Here is an 18,895-nt window from a genome sequence, read left to right on the forward strand (position 1 = left end):
GACAACCGAATGGGCAACCGCATCGCCATCATCGGCGCCGGCGCGGTCGGCGGCTATGCCGGGGCGTATATGGCGCAGGCCGGCGAGGACGTGACCTTCGTCGACATGTGGCCGGAGAATGTGGAGACGATGCGGAGAAGCGGCCTCCGCATCAGCCATCTGCGGGACGTGCCGGAATTCACCGTCCCCGTCCGTGCCATCCATCTGACCGAATTGCAGCACGTCTCGAAGGAACGGCCCTTCGACATCGCCTTCATCTGCGTGAAATCCTACGACACTGCCTGGGCCACGCTGATGGTGCGGCAGTACCTCGCGCCGGGCGGCTTCTGCGTCTCGCTGCAGAATTGCATGAACGAGGAGACCATCGCCGGCATCGTCGGCTGGGGGCGGACGCTCGGCGCCATCGCCTCCTCCATCACCGTCGATCTCTGCGAGCCGGGACATGTGCGGCGCGCCGCCGGCAAGTCCGGCGCCTCGCACACCGTCTTCCGCGTCGGCGAGGTGCATGGCCGCATCACGGAGCGCGCGCAGGAGATCGGCCGCCTCACCGCACTCGCCGACAGCACGCAGGTCACGAGCAACCTCTGGGGCGAGCGCTGGTCGAAGCTCGTCACCAATGTGATGGCGAATGGGCTCTCCGCCTGCACCGGCCTCCTCTCGCGCGACATCCTGCTGGACGACACGCTGCGGCAGTTCACCGCCCGGCTCGGCTCCGAGGCGATCCGCGTCGGCCAGGCGCTCGGCTACAGCCTGGAGGAGATCCACCATATCGACCCGGAAGTGATCGCCCGCGCCGGCGAGGGCGACCCGGTGGCCCGCGGCGCCTATGACGAGCATCGCCTGGCCGAGGCCCGCAAGCCCGGCGGCGGCGCGCACCGCCCGTCCATGGGGCAGGACATGGTGAAGGGTCGCCGCACCGAGATCGAGTTCATCAACGGCTTCATCGTCGACAAGGCGAAGGAGGTCGGCCTCTCCACCCCCGCCAACGCCGCCCTGACCGACATCGTGAAGCGCGTCGAGCGCGGCGAGCTGTCGCCCGACCCCAAGCACATCACCAGCCTCGGCCTGAACTGAACAATGAATGGAAGGTCCGGGGGGCTACCGCCTCCCCGGCCTTATTCGGGAGGTCCAAGATGCGCCTTTTCCTGGCAGCTTTGCTGCTGATGGGTACCGCCCAGGCCCAACCCTTCCCCAGCCGTCCCATCACCATCGTCGCGGCCGGCGCTGCGGGCGGCCCAACCGACACCATCACCCGCATCGTCGCCGATGCGATGAGCCGGACGATGTCCCAGCCCGTCGTGGTCGAATCGATCGGTGGCTCCCTGGTCGGGCCGCAACGCGCGGCCCAGGCGCGGCCGGACGGCTATACGCTGCTGATCAACAATATCGGCTTCGCCGCCAGCGCCACGCTCTACCGCAAGCTGCCCTATGACGTGCAGGAGAGCTTCGCCCCGCTCGGCCTCGTCTCCGACGCGGCGATGACGCTGGTGGCGAAGCCCGGCTTTCCGGCCGCCGACCTCCGCGCCTATGTCGCCGCGCTGCGCGAGGGCGGCGACCGGCTGAACCTGGCCCATGCCGGGCTTGGCTCCGCCGCGCATCTCTGCGGCATGCTGCTGCAGCAGGCGGCGGGTGCCCGGGCGACGACGGTGGCCTTTCGCGGCACCGCGCCGGCCATCGCCGAGCTGATGGCCGGGCGCCTCGACCTGCTCTGCGACCAGGCGACCAATACCGTGCCCTATATCAAGGATGGTCGGGTCACCGCCTATGCCGTCAGCAGCGCGGAGCGCCTCGCCGAGCTGCCGGGGCTGCCGACCACGGCGGAGGCCGGCTTTCCGGCCATCGCCATGACCACCTGGCACGCCATGTACGCCCCCGCCGGGACACCGGAGGAGGTGCAGGCCACGCTGTCCGCCGCGCTGCGGGTGGCGCTGCGGGACGAGGCGCTGCGCCGCCGCTTCGCCGATCTGGCGACCGAGCCGGCGACGGAGGAGCGCGCCAGCATCGCCTTCCACCGCCGCTTCCTGGCCGAGGAGGTGGCACGCTGGCGGCCGGTGATCCAGGCCGCGGGAGCCTTCGCCGACTAGGCCATGCTCCAGGCTTGTGCCGTCCGGGGTGGCGCGCCCATATCCGCCCCATGGATCTCGACTTCACCGATGCCGAGCTGCATCGCTATTCCCGCCACATCCTGCTGCAGGATGTGGGCGCCATCGGCCAGGCGAAGCTGCGGGCGGCACGGGTGCTCATCATCGGCGCGGGCGGGCTCGGCGCCCCGCTGGCGCTCTACCTGGCGGCGGCCGGGGTCGGCACCATCGGCCTCGTCGACCATGACGCGCTGGAATTGTCCAACCTCCAGCGCCAGGTGATCCACAGCACCGCCCGGCTCGGCCGCAACAAGGCCGAGAGCGCGGCCGAGACCCTCGCCGGCCTCAACCCCGAGGTGCGGGTCGAGACCCACCCTCTCCGCCTCGATGCCGAGAGCGCCCGGGCGCTGATCCCGCGCTACGACCTCGTCTGCGACGGCACCGACAATTTCGCCACCCGCTTCCTGCTGGGCGATGCCTGCCACCTGCTGGGCCGGCCGCTGGTCTCGGCCGCGGTGCTGCGCTTCGAGGGGCAGCTCTCCACCTTCAAGTCGCATCTCGGCGCGCCGCATCCCTGCCATCGCTGCCTCCATCCCGAGATTCCGCCCGAGGGGCTGGTCCCGAGCTGTTCCGAGGCCGGGGTGCTCGGCGCCGTGACCGGCGTCATGGGCACGTTGCAGGCGACCGAGGTGCTGAAGGAGATCCTCGGCATCGGCGAGGGCATGTCCGGCCGCCTGCTGCTCTGGGATGCGCTGGAGACGCGCTTCCGCACCATCCGCCTCCGCCGCGACCCCGGCTGCGCCCTCTGCGGCGAGGCGGCGAGCATCCGCGATCTCTCGGCCCATGCCGAACCGGCGCCGCTGGCCTGCACGGCGGCCTGAATGGGCAAGCCGCTCGGCATCCTGCTGATCTCGGGCGCCCATGAGCGCGCCCATTACGCCCTGGTCCTGGCCACCGGTGCCGCCGCGCTCGGGCGGGAGGTGACGCTGTTCGCCACCAATGCCGGCTGCCGCCTGCTGCTGGCCGACTCCGCCCTGGCACGGGAGCCGCGGGAGGCGGAGGTCACTGCCCGGGGCGTCGCCGGCATCGGCATCCTGCTGGAGGCGGCCGAGGAGCTGGGCCTTCATTTCCTTGCCTGCGAGGCGGGGCTGCGCGCCGAGGGGCTCGAGGCCGCCTCGTTGCGGCCGGGCGTCACGGTCGCCGGTGTCGCCAGCTTCCTCGCGGCGGTCGGCGATGGCCAAATGGTCACGCTGTAGCTTGACCATGAGGGGGCGGGCTTGGCATGCCCCTTGGGTGATGCACCCTCGCCCCCTCCTGCTGCTGTCCGGCCTGATCCTGGCCTCCCCCGCCTGGGGGCAAAGCAATCTCGGGCAGCAGGGCACCCTGCCGCCGCCCCGTGCGGCCAACCCTGTGCCCCAGGTCCCGCAATCTTCGCCACAGGCGGCCCCGGCGGCGCAACCCCAGCCCGCCCCCTCCAGGCCGGCGCCCGCGAAGCCGCCGCAGCCCCCCACCCCGCCCCGCACGGCCACGCCGGCACGGCCCACGGCACCGCCGGCTCCGGCCACCCAGGCGGCGCCGCGCCCATCCGCCGGTCCAGCGGCGACGCCAACCGTGCAGCCCCGCCCCGGTGCGGCCGGTGCGCGGCCCGCTGCCCCCCAGGGCCAGGGCCAACCGGCGCAGCAGCAGCCCCGTCGTCGCGCCCCGGCCGCCGCCGGCGCCGCGGCGGGGGCCGCGGCCGGGGCGGCCGCCGTGGCAATCGCGCCGCCGGCCCCAGCCAGCCCGCCGCCACCGCCCACCCCCAGCCTCGGCTCCGATACCGGCCGGCCGCTGCCGCGCTTCGCCGCGCTCGGCTCCAACCAGGTCAACCTGCGTGTCGGGCCCGACCTCCGCTTCCGCATCGACTGGACCTATCAGCGCAAGGACCTGCCGGTGCAGATCATCGAGGAGCATCAGGTCTGGCGCCGCATCCGCGACCCGGAGGGCACCGAAGGCTGGGTCCAGCGGCCGCTTCTCACCTCCCGCCGCACCTTCCTCGTCCAGGGCGAGGAGCGCGCCCTGCGGCGCCGCCCGGAGGAGGCGGCCGAGCCGGTCGCCAGGCTGCGCCCAGGCGTGATCGGCAGCCTGCGGCGCTGCGAGGCCGGCAGTGCCTGGTGCGAGGCCCGGGTCGGTGATTACAGCGGCTGGATCAAGCGCGCCGAGATCTGGGGCGTGGCGCCGGACGAGGTGGTGGGCGACTGAGGCTGGACGGGCATGCCGCCCACGCCCTAGCCTTGCATCATGAGCGACGCCCCTACCCCCGCCATCCACGATCTCGGCGGCGCCAGCCGCTACCGCTGCACCCCGGTCGAGCGCGACGAGGCGCCGCCGGATGCCTTTGGCAAGCGGGTCGATGCGCTGCGGCAGATCCTCGCCCAGAAGGGCATGATGACCGTGGACGAGCTTCGCCGGGGCATCGAGAGCATCCCCGAAGCCGACTACTTCACCATGACCTATTACGAGCGCTGGCTGACCTCGATCACCACCCTCATGGTCGAGAAAGGCGTGGTCCGGCCGGAGGAGGTGCGGTGAGCGCCGCCTTCGCCCCTGGTACCCGCGTGCGGGTGAAGGATGACTGGCCGGAGCGCCGCGGCCCCTGCCATATCCGCACCCCGCACTACCTGCGCGGGCGCGAGGGCGTGGTGCAGGCCGTGCTCGGCGAATTCCCCAATCCCGAGGACCTGGCCTTCGCCCGCCCGGCCCCGCGCCGCACGCTGTATCATGTGCTGTTCGACCAGAAGCCGGTCTGGGACGAGGGCGAGGCCGGCGACGGCTTGCTGGTCGAGATTTTCGAGCATTGGCTGGAACCGGCTGCCACCCCAACGCAGGAGGCCGCATGAGCGCCCCCGCCCGCCCCGAATCCATCGCCCTGCTGGAGCGGCTGGTCGCCGCGCTGCAGGCCCGCGGCCTCGTCTCCGAGGAGGAGATCGCCCAGCGCCAGGCAAGCACTGACCGCGCCAGCCCGGAGATCGGCGCCCGCATGGTTGCACGCGCCTGGGCCGATCCGGAATGGCGCCGCTTCATGGTGGCGAACGGCGCCGCCGCGGCGGAGCAGATGGGGGTCTCGATGGCCGGCGCCCCGCCGCTCGGCATCCTCGAGGACACGCCCCACCTGCATCATCTGGTCGTCTGTACCCTCTGCAGCTGCTACCCCCGGGCCGTGCTCGGCTATCCACCGCACTGGTACAAGTCGTTCGAATACCGTGCCCGCGCGGTGCGGGAGCCGCGGGCGGTGCTGGCCGAATGGGGCACGGTGCTGCCGGCCGGGATGCAGGTGCGGGTGGTGGACAGCACGGCGGATTACCGCTGGATGGTCCTGCCCCTCCGCCCCGCCGGCACCGAGGGATGGAGCGAGGAGCAGCTCGCCGCCCTCGTCACGCGCGACGTGATGGTCGGGGTTGCGCTGCCACGGCTTCCGGTCGCCGCTGCCGCCGAGTAGCCTGATCCCCGGGGAAACGCGGGGGTTCACGGAACGGGATGACGCCGCAGGACGGACTGCCGCAGCCGCGGCGCAGCCTGGCGATCGGCGCCATCCTGGTCTCCATCGTCATCACCGTGCTCGACACGGCGATGATCAACGTGGCCCTGCCGGCCATTGGCCGTGATCTCAACATCCACCCCGCCAGCGTCATCTGGCTGACGAATGCCTACCAGATCGTCGTTGTCTCGACGCTGATCTCCTTCGCTTCCCTGGCCGAGATCCTTGGTTTCCGCCGGGTCTTCCTCTCCGGCCTCGCCCTTTATATCTGCGCCTCCCTGGCCTGCGCCTTCGCCCCCTCCTTTCCCACCCTGGTCGCGGCGCGGGTGGTACAGGGCCTCGGTGCCTCGGCGGTGATGGCGCTGACGGCGGGGCTGATCCGCTACACCTATCCGGCGCGGGAGCTCGGACGCGCCATCGGCGTGAATGCGATGACGGTGGCGATCTCGGCCGCCGCCGGGCCGACCCTCGGCTCCGCCATCCTCGCCTTCGGCAGCTGGCCCTGGCTCTTCGCGGTGAATGTGCCGCTCGGCCTCGCCGGCATCGTGATCGGCGCCCTGACCTTGCCGGAGACGCCGCGTGCCCATCGCCGCTTCGACCTCGTGGCGGCATGCCTCGCCGCGATGGCCTTCGGCCTGCTCTTCCTTGGCATCGACCTGCTGCTGCCCCTGCCCTGGCTCGGGGCCGCCGTGCTGGCGGCCGGGCTCGCCGCCGCCGTCATGCTGATACGGCGGGATCTCTCCCGGCCGGCGCCGCTGCTGCCGCTCGACCTGCTGCGCCTGCCGCCGGTGGCCGTCTCGGTCCTGGCTTCGGTCTGCGCCTTCAGCGCCTGGTCGCTGAGCTTCGTCTCCCTGCCCTTCCACTTCATCAGCAGCGGCCACGACCAGGCGACGACCGGCTTCATGATGACGCCCTGGCCATTGGCGCTCGCCTTCGCCGCGCCGCTGGCCGGGCGCCTGTCCGACCGGATGCCGACGGCGGTGCTCTGCATGCTGGGCGGCTCCGCGCTGGCGATCGCGCTGCTGGTGCTGGTGCTGCTGCCGGGTTCGGCACCGGTCGCGCTGCTGGGCCTGGCCGTCGCGGTCGGCGGCTTCGGCTTCGGCTTCTTCCAGACCCCCAACAACCGCACCATGCTCTCGGCGGCACCCAAGGCCCGCAGCGGCGGGGCCGGCGGCATGCAGGCCACGGCACGGCTGCTTGGCCAGACCATCGGTACGACACTAACGGCGCTGGCCTTCCAGGCCGGGGGCGGGCCGAAGCTCGCCATGGCCGCAGGCGCCGGGTTCGCCCTGGCCGCAGCCGGGATCAGCCTGTTGCGACACCGGCTGCGCTGACGGTTTCATTCCGTCACGAAACCGTGGTGGGAAATCGGCGTTGCGCCGCAGCAAGCCACTGAGGTTGATGTCCCATGCCCGAACTCACCCGCCGTACCATCTCCACCCTGCTGCTCGCCGGCGCTTCGGCCGGTGGTGTGATGGCAACGCCGCGCCCGGCCGCGGCCGAGACGCAGCGCGAGATCGATGCCGATGTCGCCGGCGCCATGGTGCGCCTCCGCGCCCTGCCGCAGACCCAGGGCCTGCTGCGCGAGGCGCATGCGGTGCTGGTCTTCCCGCGCATCATCAGCGGCGGCTTCATCGTGGGCGGCCAGTATGGCCAGGGCGCGCTGCTGCGCGGCGAGCGGACGGAGGGCTACTACTCCATCGCCGGCCTGTCCCTCGGCTTCCTCGCCGGTGCGCAGGCGGCCGGGCTCGCCATGTTCTTCATGAAGGAATCGGCGCTGACGGCGCTTCGCCAGCGCGACGGCTGGGAGGTCGGCACTGGCCCGACCGTGGTCGCGCTGGACCGCGGCGTGCAGGCCAATGCCTCCTCCACCACGCTGACCGAGCCGGTCTATGCCATCACCTTCAATCAGGAAGGGCTGATGGCGGCCCTGGCGCTGAACGGCACCAAGATCACCCACATCACGCCCCAGGCCGGCTGAGGCGCGATGCGGGAGGGGCGATGGAGAAGGCTTTAGACTTTCGCCCCTTCGATCACCCCGCCGAACCGTTCCCAGGTGGTGCCGCTCCATTTCTGCAGCTGCATGTGGCGGATCGGGTGGAAATTATCCGGCGCGGTGTTGACCAGGATGCCGGGAAGCAGCGTCGGCACCTCGAGAGCCTTTATGTTCGCCGCTTGGCGCATAATGCTCTCGCGGGAAAAATTCCCCTCGCACTGCTTCAGCACCTGCATCAGCGTGCTGGCGACGCCAAAGGCGAAGGGGAAGCTGCCATCCTTCATGTCCCCGTCGGGGATGTATTTCTGCATGAAGGCACGCCACTGGTTCATGCCGGCGTCATTGGCCCAGCCCGGATCGGTCGGGTCCTTCAGATAGGCCGAGGTGATGATGCCGATGCCGCGCTCCGGCCCCGCGGGCTCCATCACCGTGCCGACCGAGATCGAGACATTGGTCAGGTAGTGCAGCGGCTTCCAGCCGACATCCGCGACGCGGCGGATGGTCTGGGCGGCGAATTTCGGCGTGGTCGCGGTGAGGAGCACATCGGCGCCGCTCGATTGCAGGGAGACGACCTGGCTGTCGATCGTCGGATCCGTCGCCTCGTGCGAGACCGTGCGGACGATGCTGTCGAAGCGCGACCCGAGAATGTCGCGCACCCCGGTGACATAGTCCTTGCCGAAATCATCGTTCTGGTAGAGCAGCGCCAGCTTGGCGTTCGGCCGCTGCTCCAGCATGTGCTTCATGTAGATCTGCGCCTCGGTCCGGTAGCTGGGCTGCCAGCCGATGGTCCAGGGCGTGTCCTGGTAGTTCCCCCACTTGTCCGCGCCGGTCGAGAGAAACAGGTGCGGCACCTTGCGCTGGTTCACGTAGCGGAGGATGGCGCTGTTGCTCGCCGTCCCGAGCGGGTTGAACAGGAAGGCGACCTTGTCCTGCTCGACCAGCCGCCGCGTCTGCTCGACCGTCTTCGGGGGGCTGTAGCCGTCGTCATAGGTGATGAAGTTGATCTTCCGCCCGGCGATGCCGCCCTGGTCGTTGATCATCCTGAAGAAATGCTGATGGGATCGGCCGATGCTGCCATAGGCGCTGGCCGGGCCGCTATACGGCATGGTGTTGCCGATGCGGATCTCGCTGGCGGTGACGCCGGGCGTCTCCTGGGCCCGGGCCACCGCCGGCGCGGCCAAGGCACCAGCGGTGGCCGTGAGCAGCGTGCGACGATTGAGCATTCTTCTTGTCCTCCCTGACGACGTGCTGTGGCGCTACACGTTGGCGCCCTCGATCACCCCGCCGAACCGCACCCAGGACCTGCCGTCCCAGCGCTGCAGCTGCATGTGGCGGATCGGGTGATAATTGGTCGGGCTGGTGGACACCTTGACGCCCGGCAGCAAGGTGCCGATCTCGAGCGGCGCGATGTTCATCGCCTGCTTCATGATGTTGTCGCGGGAGAAATTGCCCCCGCACTGCCGCAGCACATGGATCATCGTGCTGCCGGCGCCGTAGCCATAGGTGTAGTTGTTGTCGCCAAGCTCGCCGTCCGGGATGTAGCGGCGCATGAAGTCGCGCCATTCGTTCATCCCCGGATCATCCGACCAGGCCGGGTCGGACTGGTCCTTCCGGTAGTCGGAGGTGATGAGGCCAATGCCTTTCTCCGGGCCCGCCGGCTGCATGACGATGGAGCCGGAGACGGAGACATTGGTCATGAACATCATCGGCTTCCAGCCGATGTCATGCACCTTCCGGATCGCCTGGGCGGCGAAGCGCGGGATGATGCCGCAGACCAGCGCGTCGATGCCGGAGCCTTGCAGCGTGACGATCTGGCTGTCGATCGTCGCGTCGGTCGCCTCGTGGGAGACCAGCTTGACCATGGAATCGAAACGCGGTCCGAGCACGTCCCGCACGCCGTTCACGTAGTCCTTGCCGAAATCGTCGTTCTGGAAGATCACGCCGATCTTGGCCTGCGGCCGCTGCTCCAGGATGTATTTGGTATAGATCTGTGCCTCAGTCCGGTAGCTCGGCTGCCAGCCTATGGTCCAGGGATATTCCTTGGGCTGGGCCCATTTGTCGGCGCCCGTGGCGAGGAACAGGTGCGGCACCTTGCGCTGGTTCACATAGCGATGGATCGCGCTGTTGGTCGGCGTGCCGAGCTGGTTGAACAGGAAGGCGACCTTGTCCTGCTCGACCAGCCGCCGCGTCTGCTCCAGGGTTCGGGGAGGCGCGTAGCCGTCGTCATAGACGATGAAATTGACCTGCTTGCCGGCAATGCCGCCCTGGTCGTTCAGCCGCTTGAACTGCGCCGTGAGGCTGCGGGAGATGACCGAATAGGAGGAGGCAGGCCCCGAAAGCGCGTTGGTGCTGCCGATCCGGATCTCGTTCGCCGTCACGCCCGGCGCCTCCTGCGCTGGCGCGAGGTTGGGGAGCGCCAGGGCGGCGACGCCCCCGGTGAGCAAGGCACGGCGGTGGAGGGTCATGCGGCGTTTCCCGGTGTGAGAGCCATCAACCCCGCCCGCGCAGCCGTGCCGCGATGCGGCGCAGCAGCCCGGCGAAGCCGTCCGGCAGGATGAAGAGGAAGGCGATGAGGAGGATGCCGTAGATCACGCCAGGCGCCGCCTTCGAGATCGCCTCCGCGATATTCGGCACGAACAGCACGAACAGCCCGCCGAAGAGCGAGCCAAGGATCGAGGCGACGCCGCCCACCACCATGCCGACGAAGAGCGTGATGGAAACCATGAGGCTGAAGCTGTCCGGCGCCACGAACTCGACCGCGACGGCGGAGAGTGAGCCGGCGATACCCGTGACCATGGCGCTCACCGCGAAGGCGCGGGTCTTCAGCGTGGCGGTGTCCATCCCCATCGCCTCGGCGGCCGTCGGGTGGTCGCGCGTCGCCATGAGGGCCCGGCCGATGCGTCCGCGGATGAGATTCCAGCATAGCAGGAAGCAGACGCCCGAGACGCCGATGGCGACGAAGTACATCCACTGATCCGCGCTGAGGCCGCCCGGCATCCAGGCCGGAGCATCCGGCTTCACCAGGAACAGCCCCTGCACGCCGCCCGTCCAGTCCTCGATCGACTTGTGCTTCAGGATCTGCGGCACGGCGACGGCGAGGGAGAAGGTGGTCAGCGCCAGGTAGAGCCCGCCAAGCCGCAATGCCGGAAAGCCGATGCCATAGCCGACCAGCCCGCAGACAGCGGCCGAGACCGGCAGCGTCGCCCAGAAGGACCAGTCGAGATGCGACATCAGGATCGCCGTCGCATAGGCGCCGAGGGCGAAGAAGGCGCCATGCCCGAGCGAGATCTGCCCGTTGAAGCCGGTCACCATGTTCAGCCCGAGCACCGCAAGCCCCATGATCACCGCCATGGTGAGCTGGAAGAGCGGGAAGCTCTCCAGCACGAAGGCTGGCGCGATGGCGACCACCAGCCCGCCCAGCACCACCAGCGCCACTTGCCACGCCGGCATGCCCCGGCGCACCGGCACCGCCTGCGGGATGGTGGCGGGGATCGCTACATTCTCGCTCGCGCTCATCCGGCCCTCACACCCTGCTGGTGACGACGCGGCCGAGCAGCCCGGAGGGCCGCACGACGAGCACGCCGATGATGATCGCCAAGGCGACGGTCAGCTTCAGCTCGGTGCCCACCACATAGGCCCCGGCCAGGTTCTCCAGCACGCCGACGGCGAAGCCGCCGATGACGGCGCCGAGCGGGTTGTCGATGCCGCCGATCAGCGCACCGGCGAAGGCATAGAGCAGGATGCCCGTCATCATCGTCGGGTCGAGGAAGACGACCGGCGCCACCATCATCCCCGCGACCGCGCCGATCGCGGCCGCCAGCCCCCAGCCCAGCGCCAGCATCCAGCCGACGCGGATGCCGACGAGCCGCGCCGAGCGCGGATTGTAGGCGGCCGCGCGCATGGCGAGGCCAAGGCTGGTGTAGCGGAAGAAGAGGAAGACCAGGATCAGCACCACCAGCGTCACCGCCGTGCTGCCCAGCTCATGCGCCGAGACGAGGCCGCCCATCAGGGGCCCGCTGCTGGCGAAGGGGCTCGGGAAGACCTTGGTGGTGTAGCCGAAGATCCAGCCGGTCATGTTGCCGACGATCAGCAGCAATCCGATGAAGACGCCGACATGCGTCAGCACCGGCGCGTTCTGCACCGGCCGCATCAGCAGCCGCTCCACCAGCACGCCGATGATGAAGGACACCACCACCGTCCCAAGGAAGGCGAGCCAGTAGGGGATGCCGGCTTCCACCATGGACCAGGCGATGAAGGTGGAGAGCGTGGCCATCTCCCCTTGCGCGAAATTCACATGGTGTGTGGCCTGGTAGATCATCACCAGGGCCAGCGCGACCGAGGCGTAGATGCCCCCCGTGGCGATGCCGGCGATGATCTGGTGCGCGAAGCCGTCCATGCTCAATACCCCAGGTAGGAACGGCGGATGGATTCATCCTCGCGGATCTCAGCCGCGGGGCCGGAGACGACGATGCGGCCGGTTTCGAGCAGGTAGGCCCGGTCGGCGAGCTCGAGGGCGAGGTTGGCATTCTGCTCGACCAGCAGGATGCCGACGCCGCTCTCGTCGCGGATGCGCCGCATGATGCCGAAGATCTCCTGCACGATGAGGGGGGCGAGGCCGAAGCTCGGCTCGTCCAGCAGCAGCAGCTTCGGCCGCAGCAGCAGCGCGCGGGCAATGGCCAGCATCTGCTGCTCGCCGCCCGAGAGGGTTCCCGCCTGTTGCCGCCAGCGCTGCTTCAGGCGCGGGAACCACTCGAACATGCGCTCGAAATCGGACCGCACCTCGCCGTCGCTCCGCACATAGGCCCCGAGGCGGAAATTCTCCTCGACGGAGAGTTCCATGAAGGTGCCGCGCCCGTCCGGCACATGGGCGAGGCCGCGGCGCGCGATGTCCTCGGTCGCCCGGCCGGTGATGCGCTCGCCACGGAGGGTGATGTCGCCCTCGGTGCGGATCATGCCGCATATGGCGCGCAGCGTCGTCGTCTTGCCCGCGCCATTGGCGCCAAGCAGCGCGGTGACGCCACCCTCCTCGACGATGAAATCGAGCCCATGCAGCACATGGATCTGGCCGTAGCCGGCCTGCAGGCCCTTGACCTCAAGCAGCATGCGCCGCGGCCTCCGCCCCGAGATAGGCCCGGATCACCTCGGGGTCGCTGCGGACCTCGGCCGGCGTCCCATCCGCGATCTTCTTGCCGAAGTCGAGCGCGACCACCTTGTCGGAGACACGCATGACGAGATTCATGTGGTGCTCGACCAGCAGGATGCTGAGCTCGAAATTCCGCTTGATGTCGCGCAGCAGCTGGGCGAGCCCATCCACCTCGCCATGGTTCAGCCCGCCTGCCGGCTCATCGAGCAGCAGCAGCTTCGGCTTGCCGATCAGGGCGCGGGCCATCTCGACGCGCTTCTGCGTGCCGAAGGGCAACGCCGCCACCGGGACATCGGCGACCGCCTCGAGGTTGAGCAGCGCCAGCAAGGACCGAGCATGCTCGGCGGCGATGGCCTCCTCCCGCCGGGCAGAAGGCAGCCGGAGCGCATTGGCGAGGAAGCCGGCATGGCCCTCGGCATGCGCCCCGGCCAGCACGTTCTCGCGCACTGTCATGCTGCGGAACAGGGCCAGGTTCTGGAAGGTCCGCCCCAGCCCGAGTGGCGCCATCCTGTGGCGCGGCAGGCCGGTCGCCGCCTGGCCGGCGAAGCGCACATGCCCCTCGGTCGGCTTGTAGATGCCACTGATGACGTTGAAGAGCGTGGTCTTGCCGGCCCCGTTCGGACCGATCAGCCCGCAGATCTGCCGCTCCTCCACATCGAAGGAGACGCCCGCTACCGCGGTGACACCGCCGAAGCGCACCACCACGTCCCGAACTTCCAGCAAGGCCATGCGGTCAACCGCCCGTGGCCGGGCTGGATTGCACGCGTGGCCGCGACCGACCCTGACGGTCTGTCATGAACACCTCCCCTTCGGCAGCCTTGGCCCGATTCCGGGTCCTGCGCCTATGTCTTCCTGGACAGCCGCATTTGAGCGGCCATTGCCGCCGCTGCGCAAGCCACAAAAGGCGAAGGTCCCGCGGGGAGCTTGGCTGGCGTCAGGGGGAGCCAGTGAGCAGGCTGGAATGCACCCAGCCTTGCGGCGCCGCCTCACCCACCTGCAGCCAACCGCCCGGCGCGCGGGAGAAGACGCGGAGCGCGGCCCCCTGCGGCGCGACGCCCAGCACCTCCGCGCCACCCATGGGTGCGACGCGGATATTGGCAGGGCTGCGGACCTGGACCGCGCCGATCTTCTCGACGGCGGTCGTGCCCGGGCCGCTGCCCTGGGCCGACGCCTGGGGGATGGGTGCAGCTGGCGCCGAATCGATCGATGGCGCGGGGCTCACGGCACGGGCGACAACCGCCCCGTCCTCGCGGCAGAACCGCTCGGCGGCGCCGGCCGCGACCGGCAGGCCCGGCCCCTGCTCCAGCACCGTGGTGTAGCGCCGCCCGTCCCGATCCTGCGCGACGGCGCCATCGCGCGGCAGCAGCACGCGCAGGATGAAATCCACGCCGCCGACCTTGCCGCAAACCGCCCGCTCATCGACAGGGCCGAACCGCACGACGGACAGGTCGGAGAAGCGCAGCCCAGCCTGGTTCCGCAGACGCTTCTGGAGGGACTCCTGCGCCACCTCGACCAGGGACTGGTCCAAGGATACGGAGGCCTGAGCCGGGCGGGATGCCGCGCCCGGCTCGATCGCCATCACCGTGAAGCCGATCCCGGCCAGCGCCACCACGGCCGCCGTCACGCCCAACGCCCGCCACATGTCCTGCCTCATCCCTGATCCGGCAACGTCGAGCCGCCGGCATGGATAAGCGCGCAGCCCGATCATGGTTGCAGAGGCGGAAGCCTCACCAGACTTCCTCACGCGCTGCTGCGGCAACCCGATGGAAGCCGGACAGGGCCTCGAAGCATTGCTGGCCGATGGCCTCGGCCGGGTCGCTCAGCCGCGCCAGCACCAGATAGAGCCGCCCACGCCCGGCATTGCCCTGAGAGGCCGGATAGCTCAGCTCGGCGCTCTGCGGGGCACCGAACTGCGCCAGCATCTCCTCCTTGAGCGGTTTGCTGCCGATGCGCTTGGAATCATACCACTGGCGCAATGCATAGGTCGCGCCGTCGGTCGGGTCCCGCCCGAAGGCACCGGAAGCACCGCGGTCAAGCGGCGTGTAGGAGGCCGACACATCGTTGAGCCGGATCACGATGTCGAGCCCGGCCGGCACGCCGGCCGGCCGCAGCGTCGCGCGCCATTCGAAGGCGCCTTTCACCGGTTCCGCCGCCGCGCCGGGCTCCGGGCGGAAGGTGTTGCGGGCGCCTTTGAAGCGCTCGTCGCCGGCCAGGGCGCGCCGCCAGGCCTCGAACAGCGCCTGCGCCTCGGCCCGGTTCTCGATCGACTGCAGCTTCAGCAGCGGGGGGGTGGTGCCACTCATTTGCGGCGCGTCTCCACTACCACGCCAGAGGCGCGCAATGCGGCCAGTTCCTCGGCCGAGAACCCGTTCGAGGACAGCACGCTCTCGGTATGCTCGGCATAGCGTGGCGGTTCCGACCGCGTGCCCCCTGGTGTGCGGGACAGCTTGATCGGCGTCCCGAGCCCGCGATAGCTGCCGAGCTCGGTCACCATGGCCCGGTGCGCGGTATGCGCCGCCGCCATTGCCTCGTCGACATGCAGCACGGGCCCGGCGGGCAGGCCGGCCGCCAGCATCCGCTGCGTCAGCTCATGCCCGTCCTCGTCGGCGAAGCGTCCCTCGAGCACCATGGTCAGCGCCTCCCGGTTGATGACGCGCACGCCGTTGGTGGCGAAGCGCGGGTCCTTGGCAAGCTCGGGCAGGCCGAGGAAATCGCAGAATTTGCGGAAGGCAGGGTCGTTGCCCGCGGCGACGAAGATCTCGCAGGTGCGGGTGCGGAACTTGGAGTAGGGCGCGAGGTTGGGGTGCGGGTTGCCGGTCGCCCCTGGCCGCTTGCCGTTGAGGAAGAAATTCGCCGCATGCGGATGCAGGAGGGCCATGCCGCAGTCATGCAGTGTCATGTCGACATACTGGCCAAGGCCGCTCCGCGCCCGCTCCTGCAGCGCCATCAGGATGCCGATGGTGCTGAAGAGGCCGGTGGCGATGTCGACGATCGGCGTGCCGAGGCGGGTCGGGCCGCTATCCTCGGTGCCGTTGATGGACATCAGCCCGGTCATCGCCTGCAACACGGCGTCATAGCCGGGGAAGCCGCCGAGCGGCCCGTCGCCGCCGAAGCCGGAGACGCGGCAATGCACCAGCCCGGGGAAGCGCTGCTTCAGCACGGCCTCGTAGCCGAGACCCCATTTCTCCATGCTGCCCGGCTTGAAATTCTCGACCAGGACGTCGGCGCCCTCGAGAAGGCGCAGCAGCACCTCGCGCCCCTCGGGCTTCGACAGGTCGAGCCCAACCGAGCGCTTGTTCCGGTTGACCCCGACGAAGTAGCTGGCATCGCCCGCCTCGTTGAAGGGCGGGCCCCAGTCGCGCACCTCGTCGCCCTGCGGCGGCTCCAGCTTGATGACCTCGGCGCCGTGGTCCGACAGGACCATGGTGCAATAGGGCCCGCCGAGCACCCGCGTCAGATCGATCACCCTGAGTCCGGCCAGGGCGCCAGCAGATTGGGCGAGGCCCAGCCCCGCCGCAGAAGGTGCGGCTTCCGTCATGCAACCATCGTCCCTACATTTCTTGCCCGGCAGCGTCTCCTCCGGGTCCGGCCCGGCGTCAACCTCCGCTCGCGGGTCTCTGTAGACCGATCCCGGCCGCGGCGCGAATTCTGCAGCCGCTGGGGCTTGCCGGGCGCGGGCGCACGCGCGATGCCTTGGTGATGCCCGATGCCCTGACCCTGGAAGGAGCCCGGCTGCGCCTCCGCCCCTGGCGGCTGGAGGACCGCGCGCCACTGGCCGCCCTCAATGCCGACCCGGACGTGATGCGCCACTTCCCGGCGCCGCTGAACCGAGCCGAGAGCGATGCCTGGATGGACCGGCTTGAGGCGCACTTCGCCAGGCATGGCTGGGGCTTCTGGGCCGTGGAACGGCAAGGCACGCCTGGCCTCATCGGCACCGTCGGCCTGATGACCATCCCCTGGGAGGCCGAATTCACACCGGCGGTCGAAATCGGCTGGCGCATCGCCGCCGCGCATCAGCGGCAGGGCTATGCCGAGGAGGCAGCCCGCCTCTCGCTCGATGCCGGTTTCGGCCGCATCGGCCTCGCCGAGATCCTGGCCTTCACCGTGCCGGCCAATGCGCCCTCCTGGCTGCTGATGGCGAAGCTCGGCATGCGGCCAACCGGCACCTTCGAGCATCCGCGCCTGCCGGAGGGACACCCGCTGCGGACGCATCTGCTCTACCGGCTCAGCCGGCAGGCCTGGATGGGGTCGGCCCGGGCCGAGCGCGTAACGGCCTGAGGCTCAGCCACTCCCCTCCCCCCGTTGCGGGAATCGCCGCGCCGCCCCAGGCTGGCGCGCAACGAAGGCCGGCCTTGGAGGCCGGAGGGGGAGACGATGCATATGCTTGGAACAAGGCGCATGATTCTGGCCGGCGGTGGCGCCCTCGCCATGGCCGGAGCCTGGCACGGTGTGGCGCGGGCCCAGGCGCGGGCGCCCCTGCGGCTCGGCATCCTGGGCGATCTGTCCGGCCCCTACCGCGACCTTTCGGGCCTCGGCACCATGGCTTCCGTGCGCCAGGCCATTGAGGACCTTGCCGGCGCCGGCACCTCCCTGCAGGTCGAGATCCTGCATGCCGACCACCAGCACAAGGCCGATGTCGGGGCCGCCATCGCCCGCCAGTGGTATGACCGGGAGGGGGTGGACGCGATCCTCGAGGTCAACAATTCCGCCATCGCGCTGGCTGTCGCCGACCTGGCGCGGGAGAAGGACAAGGTCTTCCTCGCCACCGGCCCGGCCACCGCGGATCTGCACGGGCCGCGCTGCGGACCGAACCATGTGCACTGGACCTATGACACCTGGATGCTGGCGCATGGCGCCGGCACGGCGACGGTGCGGGCCGGGGGAGACAGCTGGTTCTTCCTCACCGCCGATTACGCCTTCGGCCATGCGCTGCAGCGCGACACCCAGCGCGCCGTGGAGGCGGCGGGCGGCCGCGTGCTGGGCCAAGCGCGGTACCCCTTCCCGCAGACCACGGATTATTCATCCTTCCTGCTGCAGGCGCAGGCCTCGCGCGCCAAGGTGCTGGGCCTCGCCAATGCCGGGACGGATACGGTGAACAGCGTCAAGCAGGCCCATGAATTTGGCCTGACGCGGCGGATGAAGCTGGTCGGGCTGCTCTGCCTGCTGGGCGATGTCCGCGCCATGGGCGCCGAGGCGGCGCAGGGGCTGCTGCTGACCGAGCCCTTCTACTGGGACCTGAACGACCGCACGCGTGCCCTCACCCGCCGCCTGCTGCCGAAGATGCCGACGAACATCTACCCCAGCACCAACCATGCCGGCGCGTATTCAGCGGTGCTGCACTATCTGAAGGCCGCCGCCGCCATGGGACCGGCACAGGCCAAGGCCTCCGGCCGCGCGGCCATCACACAGATGAAGGCCATGCCGACCGATGACGATGCCTTCGGCCCCGGCCGGGTGCGCGAGGACGGCCGGAAGATCCACCCCGTCTACCTGTTCGAGGTGAAGGCGCCCGCCGAGGTGAAGGCCGAGTGGGACCTCTACCGCCTCGCCGGCACCATCGATGCCGATCAGGCGATGCGGCCGCTGAGCGAGGGAGGCTGCCCGCTGGTCCGTAGCTGAGCGGGACACAGGACCGGAGCTCTTGGACCCCAAGGGCTCCGATGCCTGCTGAGACTGGCTGGGTTGATACAGGGGCCGCGGGAGGCTGCTGCCTGCGACCTGACCTAAACTGGCGAACCCTTTACGATTCGAAGCTACAATCTTTGCCTTCGGAGGATGCATCCGCGGCGGGCTGGCGGTCAGGAACATCGGTTTGAAAGGGCAGGCCAGCATCCAGCTTAAGGTCTGTTAGAGCTTGAATGCTGTTGCCATATTTTGGGGCATGACGGATAGGAACGGGTGCGAGGTTTTCACCGACGCGACGTGGGCGATCTGGGAGCCGCTGATCGAGGAGGTCCGCCCACACGGCAAAACGCCGCCCAAGAAGCTGCGATGGACCATCTCCGCGATCTTGTGGCGGCACCAGAACGGCGCCAAGTGGCGCAGCATCCCGGCGGAGCTCGGCCCGTGGTGGCTGGCGGCGCAGTTGTTCATCCGCTGGGCCAAGCAGGGTGTCTGGGAGCGCCTGCTCGAGTTGGTGGAGCAGCGTGGGATCGCGCTTG

General features: G+C 69.8%; 22 protein-coding genes. 13 read left to right on the forward strand and 9 right to left on the reverse strand.

Annotated elements, in window-relative coordinates; translation table 11 throughout:
- Positions 1 to 9 precede the first annotated feature (9 nt).
- From BLR02_RS19305 to BLR02_RS19350, 10 genes are all read left to right on the forward strand, one after another.
- Positions 10 to 1,074: a ketopantoate reductase family protein gene (locus BLR02_RS19305; RefSeq protein WP_176849687.1), complete on the forward strand. Its 1,065-nt coding sequence runs from the start codon at positions 10 to 12 to the stop codon at positions 1,072 to 1,074.
- Positions 1,075 to 1,133: 59 nt separating this feature from the next.
- Positions 1,134 to 2,084, forward strand: coding sequence for a tripartite tricarboxylate transporter substrate-binding protein (locus tag BLR02_RS19310; protein WP_090664300.1), 951 nt, complete (start codon positions 1,134 to 1,136; stop codon positions 2,082 to 2,084).
- Positions 2,085 to 2,134: 50 nt separating this feature from the next.
- Positions 2,135 to 2,962, forward strand: coding sequence for a HesA/MoeB/ThiF family protein (locus BLR02_RS19315; RefSeq protein WP_090568758.1), 828 nt, complete (start codon positions 2,135 to 2,137; stop codon positions 2,960 to 2,962).
- Positions 2,963 to 3,337 (forward strand): DsrE/DsrF/DrsH-like family protein, encoded by a 375-nt coding sequence (locus BLR02_RS19320; RefSeq protein WP_090664301.1) that lies wholly within the window; start codon positions 2,963 to 2,965, stop codon positions 3,335 to 3,337.
- A gap of 355 nt (positions 3,338 to 3,692) precedes the next feature.
- A complete protein-coding gene (locus tag BLR02_RS19325) occupies positions 3,693 to 4,319 on the forward strand; it encodes an SH3 domain-containing protein (protein WP_090664302.1) in 627 nt (208 codons plus the stop codon).
- 39 nt (positions 4,320 to 4,358) lie between these two features.
- On the forward strand, positions 4,359 to 4,649 hold the full coding sequence (locus BLR02_RS31000) for an SH3-like domain-containing protein (protein ID WP_090568750.1): 291 nt from the start codon (positions 4,359 to 4,361) through the stop codon (positions 4,647 to 4,649).
- Entirely contained in the window at positions 4,646 to 4,957 is a 312-nt protein-coding gene (locus tag BLR02_RS31005) for an SH3-like domain-containing protein (RefSeq protein ID WP_090664303.1), read from the forward strand. The genes BLR02_RS31000 and BLR02_RS31005 overlap by 4 nt, the downstream gene beginning before the upstream one ends.
- Complete coding sequence (locus BLR02_RS19340; RefSeq protein ID WP_090664304.1) at positions 4,954 to 5,556, forward strand: nitrile hydratase subunit alpha; 603 nt, start codon at positions 4,954 to 4,956, stop codon at positions 5,554 to 5,556. The genes BLR02_RS31005 and BLR02_RS19340 overlap by 4 nt, the downstream gene beginning before the upstream one ends.
- Positions 5,557 to 5,594: 38 nt before the next feature.
- Complete coding sequence (locus BLR02_RS19345) at positions 5,595 to 6,929, forward strand: MFS transporter (protein WP_090664305.1); 1,335 nt, start codon at positions 5,595 to 5,597, stop codon at positions 6,927 to 6,929.
- A 74-nt stretch (positions 6,930 to 7,003) separates the two neighbouring features.
- Positions 7,004 to 7,576, forward strand: coding sequence for a lipid-binding SYLF domain-containing protein (locus BLR02_RS19350; protein ID WP_090568740.1), 573 nt, complete (start codon positions 7,004 to 7,006; stop codon positions 7,574 to 7,576).
- A gap of 32 nt (positions 7,577 to 7,608) precedes the next feature.
- Here BLR02_RS19350 and BLR02_RS19355 read toward each other — a convergent pair whose 3' ends face one another.
- The 9 genes from BLR02_RS19355 to BLR02_RS19395 form a co-directional block, all read right to left on the reverse strand.
- A complete protein-coding gene (locus BLR02_RS19355) occupies positions 7,609 to 8,814 on the reverse strand; it encodes an ABC transporter substrate-binding protein (protein WP_090568736.1) in 1,206 nt (401 codons plus the stop codon).
- 33 nt (positions 8,815 to 8,847) lie between these two features.
- Positions 8,848 to 10,056: an ABC transporter substrate-binding protein gene (locus BLR02_RS19360; RefSeq protein WP_090568734.1), complete on the reverse strand. Its 1,209-nt coding sequence runs from the start codon at positions 10,054 to 10,056 to the stop codon at positions 8,848 to 8,850.
- 25 nt (positions 10,057 to 10,081) lie between these two features.
- Positions 10,082 to 11,107: a branched-chain amino acid ABC transporter permease gene (locus tag BLR02_RS19365; RefSeq protein WP_090664306.1), complete on the reverse strand. Its 1,026-nt coding sequence runs from the start codon at positions 11,105 to 11,107 to the stop codon at positions 10,082 to 10,084.
- Positions 11,108 to 11,114: 7 nt separating this feature from the next.
- Positions 11,115 to 11,987, reverse strand: a complete 873-nt coding sequence (locus BLR02_RS19370; protein WP_090568727.1) for a branched-chain amino acid ABC transporter permease — start codon at positions 11,985 to 11,987, stop codon at positions 11,115 to 11,117.
- A 2-nt stretch (positions 11,988 to 11,989) separates the two neighbouring features.
- Positions 11,990 to 12,694: an ABC transporter ATP-binding protein gene (locus tag BLR02_RS19375; protein WP_090664307.1), complete on the reverse strand. Its 705-nt coding sequence runs from the start codon at positions 12,692 to 12,694 to the stop codon at positions 11,990 to 11,992.
- Positions 12,684 to 13,463, reverse strand: coding sequence for an ABC transporter ATP-binding protein (locus BLR02_RS19380; RefSeq protein WP_090664308.1), 780 nt, complete (start codon positions 13,461 to 13,463; stop codon positions 12,684 to 12,686). Before BLR02_RS19380 ends, BLR02_RS19375 begins: the two co-directional genes overlap by 11 nt.
- A gap of 205 nt (positions 13,464 to 13,668) precedes the next feature.
- Entirely contained in the window at positions 13,669 to 14,388 is a 720-nt protein-coding gene (locus BLR02_RS19385; protein ID WP_176849689.1) for an SH3 domain-containing protein, read from the reverse strand.
- Between the two features lie 73 nt (positions 14,389 to 14,461).
- The gene (locus tag BLR02_RS19390) at positions 14,462 to 15,037 is read right to left on the reverse strand and encodes a hypothetical protein (RefSeq protein WP_090568716.1); all 576 of its coding nucleotides are present in this window, start codon (positions 15,035 to 15,037) and stop codon (positions 14,462 to 14,464) included.
- Positions 15,034 to 16,272: a CaiB/BaiF CoA transferase family protein gene (locus BLR02_RS19395; RefSeq protein ID WP_090664310.1), complete on the reverse strand. Its 1,239-nt coding sequence runs from the start codon at positions 16,270 to 16,272 to the stop codon at positions 15,034 to 15,036. The genes BLR02_RS19390 and BLR02_RS19395 overlap by 4 nt, the downstream gene beginning before the upstream one ends.
- Positions 16,273 to 16,433: 161 nt before the next feature.
- Between BLR02_RS19395 and BLR02_RS19400 the strand changes: the two genes are divergently transcribed.
- From BLR02_RS19400 to BLR02_RS19410, 3 genes are all read left to right on the forward strand, one after another.
- Entirely contained in the window at positions 16,434 to 17,012 is a 579-nt protein-coding gene (locus BLR02_RS19400; protein WP_090568710.1) for a GNAT family N-acetyltransferase, read from the forward strand.
- 120 nt (positions 17,013 to 17,132) lie between these two features.
- On the forward strand, positions 17,133 to 18,353 hold the full coding sequence (locus BLR02_RS19405) for an ABC transporter substrate-binding protein (RefSeq protein WP_245704860.1): 1,221 nt from the start codon (positions 17,133 to 17,135) through the stop codon (positions 18,351 to 18,353).
- A 262-nt stretch (positions 18,354 to 18,615) separates the two neighbouring features.
- Positions 18,616 to 18,895 (forward strand): transposase (locus BLR02_RS19410; protein ID WP_143018196.1); only part of this gene is annotated, 280 nt, incomplete at its 3' end.

Origin of the sequence: Belnapia rosea (genome assembly GCF_900101615.1) — a bacterium.
In the GTDB taxonomy this organism is placed as follows: Bacteria; Pseudomonadota; Alphaproteobacteria; order Acetobacterales; family Acetobacteraceae; genus Belnapia; species Belnapia rosea.

Coding starts and splice junctions, on each gene's coding strand:
- BLR02_RS19390 (WP_090568716.1), bottom strand. CDS start 15,037: ATGAGTGGCACCACCCCCCCGCTGCTGAAGCTGCAGTCGATCGAGAAC.
- BLR02_RS19385 (WP_176849689.1), bottom strand. CDS start 14,388: ATGAGGCAGGACATGTGGCGGGCGTTGGGCGTGACGGCGGCCGTGGTG.
- BLR02_RS19395 (WP_090664310.1), bottom strand. CDS start 16,272: ATGACGGAAGCCGCACCTTCTGCGGCGGGGCTGGGCCTCGCCCAATCT.
- BLR02_RS19365 (WP_090664306.1), bottom strand. CDS start 11,107: ATGAGCGCGAGCGAGAATGTAGCGATCCCCGCCACCATCCCGCAGGCG.
- BLR02_RS19375 (WP_090664307.1), bottom strand. CDS start 12,694: ATGCTGCTTGAGGTCAAGGGCCTGCAGGCCGGCTACGGCCAGATCCAT.
- BLR02_RS19345 (WP_090664305.1), top strand. CDS start 5,595: ATGACGCCGCAGGACGGACTGCCGCAGCCGCGGCGCAGCCTGGCGATC.
- BLR02_RS19320 (WP_090664301.1), top strand. CDS start 2,963: ATGGGCAAGCCGCTCGGCATCCTGCTGATCTCGGGCGCCCATGAGCGC.
- BLR02_RS19360 (WP_090568734.1), bottom strand. CDS start 10,056: ATGACCCTCCACCGCCGTGCCTTGCTCACCGGGGGCGTCGCCGCCCTG.
- BLR02_RS19405 (WP_245704860.1), top strand. CDS start 17,133: ATGATTCTGGCCGGCGGTGGCGCCCTCGCCATGGCCGGAGCCTGGCAC.
- BLR02_RS19310 (WP_090664300.1), top strand. CDS start 1,134: ATGCGCCTTTTCCTGGCAGCTTTGCTGCTGATGGGTACCGCCCAGGCC.
- BLR02_RS19350 (WP_090568740.1), top strand. CDS start 7,004: ATGCCCGAACTCACCCGCCGTACCATCTCCACCCTGCTGCTCGCCGGC.
- BLR02_RS19315 (WP_090568758.1), top strand. CDS start 2,135: ATGGATCTCGACTTCACCGATGCCGAGCTGCATCGCTATTCCCGCCAC.
- BLR02_RS19370 (WP_090568727.1), bottom strand. CDS start 11,987: ATGGACGGCTTCGCGCACCAGATCATCGCCGGCATCGCCACGGGGGGC.
- BLR02_RS19340 (WP_090664304.1), top strand. CDS start 4,954: ATGAGCGCCCCCGCCCGCCCCGAATCCATCGCCCTGCTGGAGCGGCTG.
- BLR02_RS19380 (WP_090664308.1), bottom strand. CDS start 13,463: ATGGCCTTGCTGGAAGTTCGGGACGTGGTGGTGCGCTTCGGCGGTGTC.
- BLR02_RS19355 (WP_090568736.1), bottom strand. CDS start 8,814: ATGCTCAATCGTCGCACGCTGCTCACGGCCACCGCTGGTGCCTTGGCC.
- BLR02_RS19305 (WP_176849687.1), top strand. CDS start 10: ATGGGCAACCGCATCGCCATCATCGGCGCCGGCGCGGTCGGCGGCTAT.
- BLR02_RS31000 (WP_090568750.1), top strand. CDS start 4,359: ATGAGCGACGCCCCTACCCCCGCCATCCACGATCTCGGCGGCGCCAGC.
- BLR02_RS19400 (WP_090568710.1), top strand. CDS start 16,434: ATGCCCGATGCCCTGACCCTGGAAGGAGCCCGGCTGCGCCTCCGCCCC.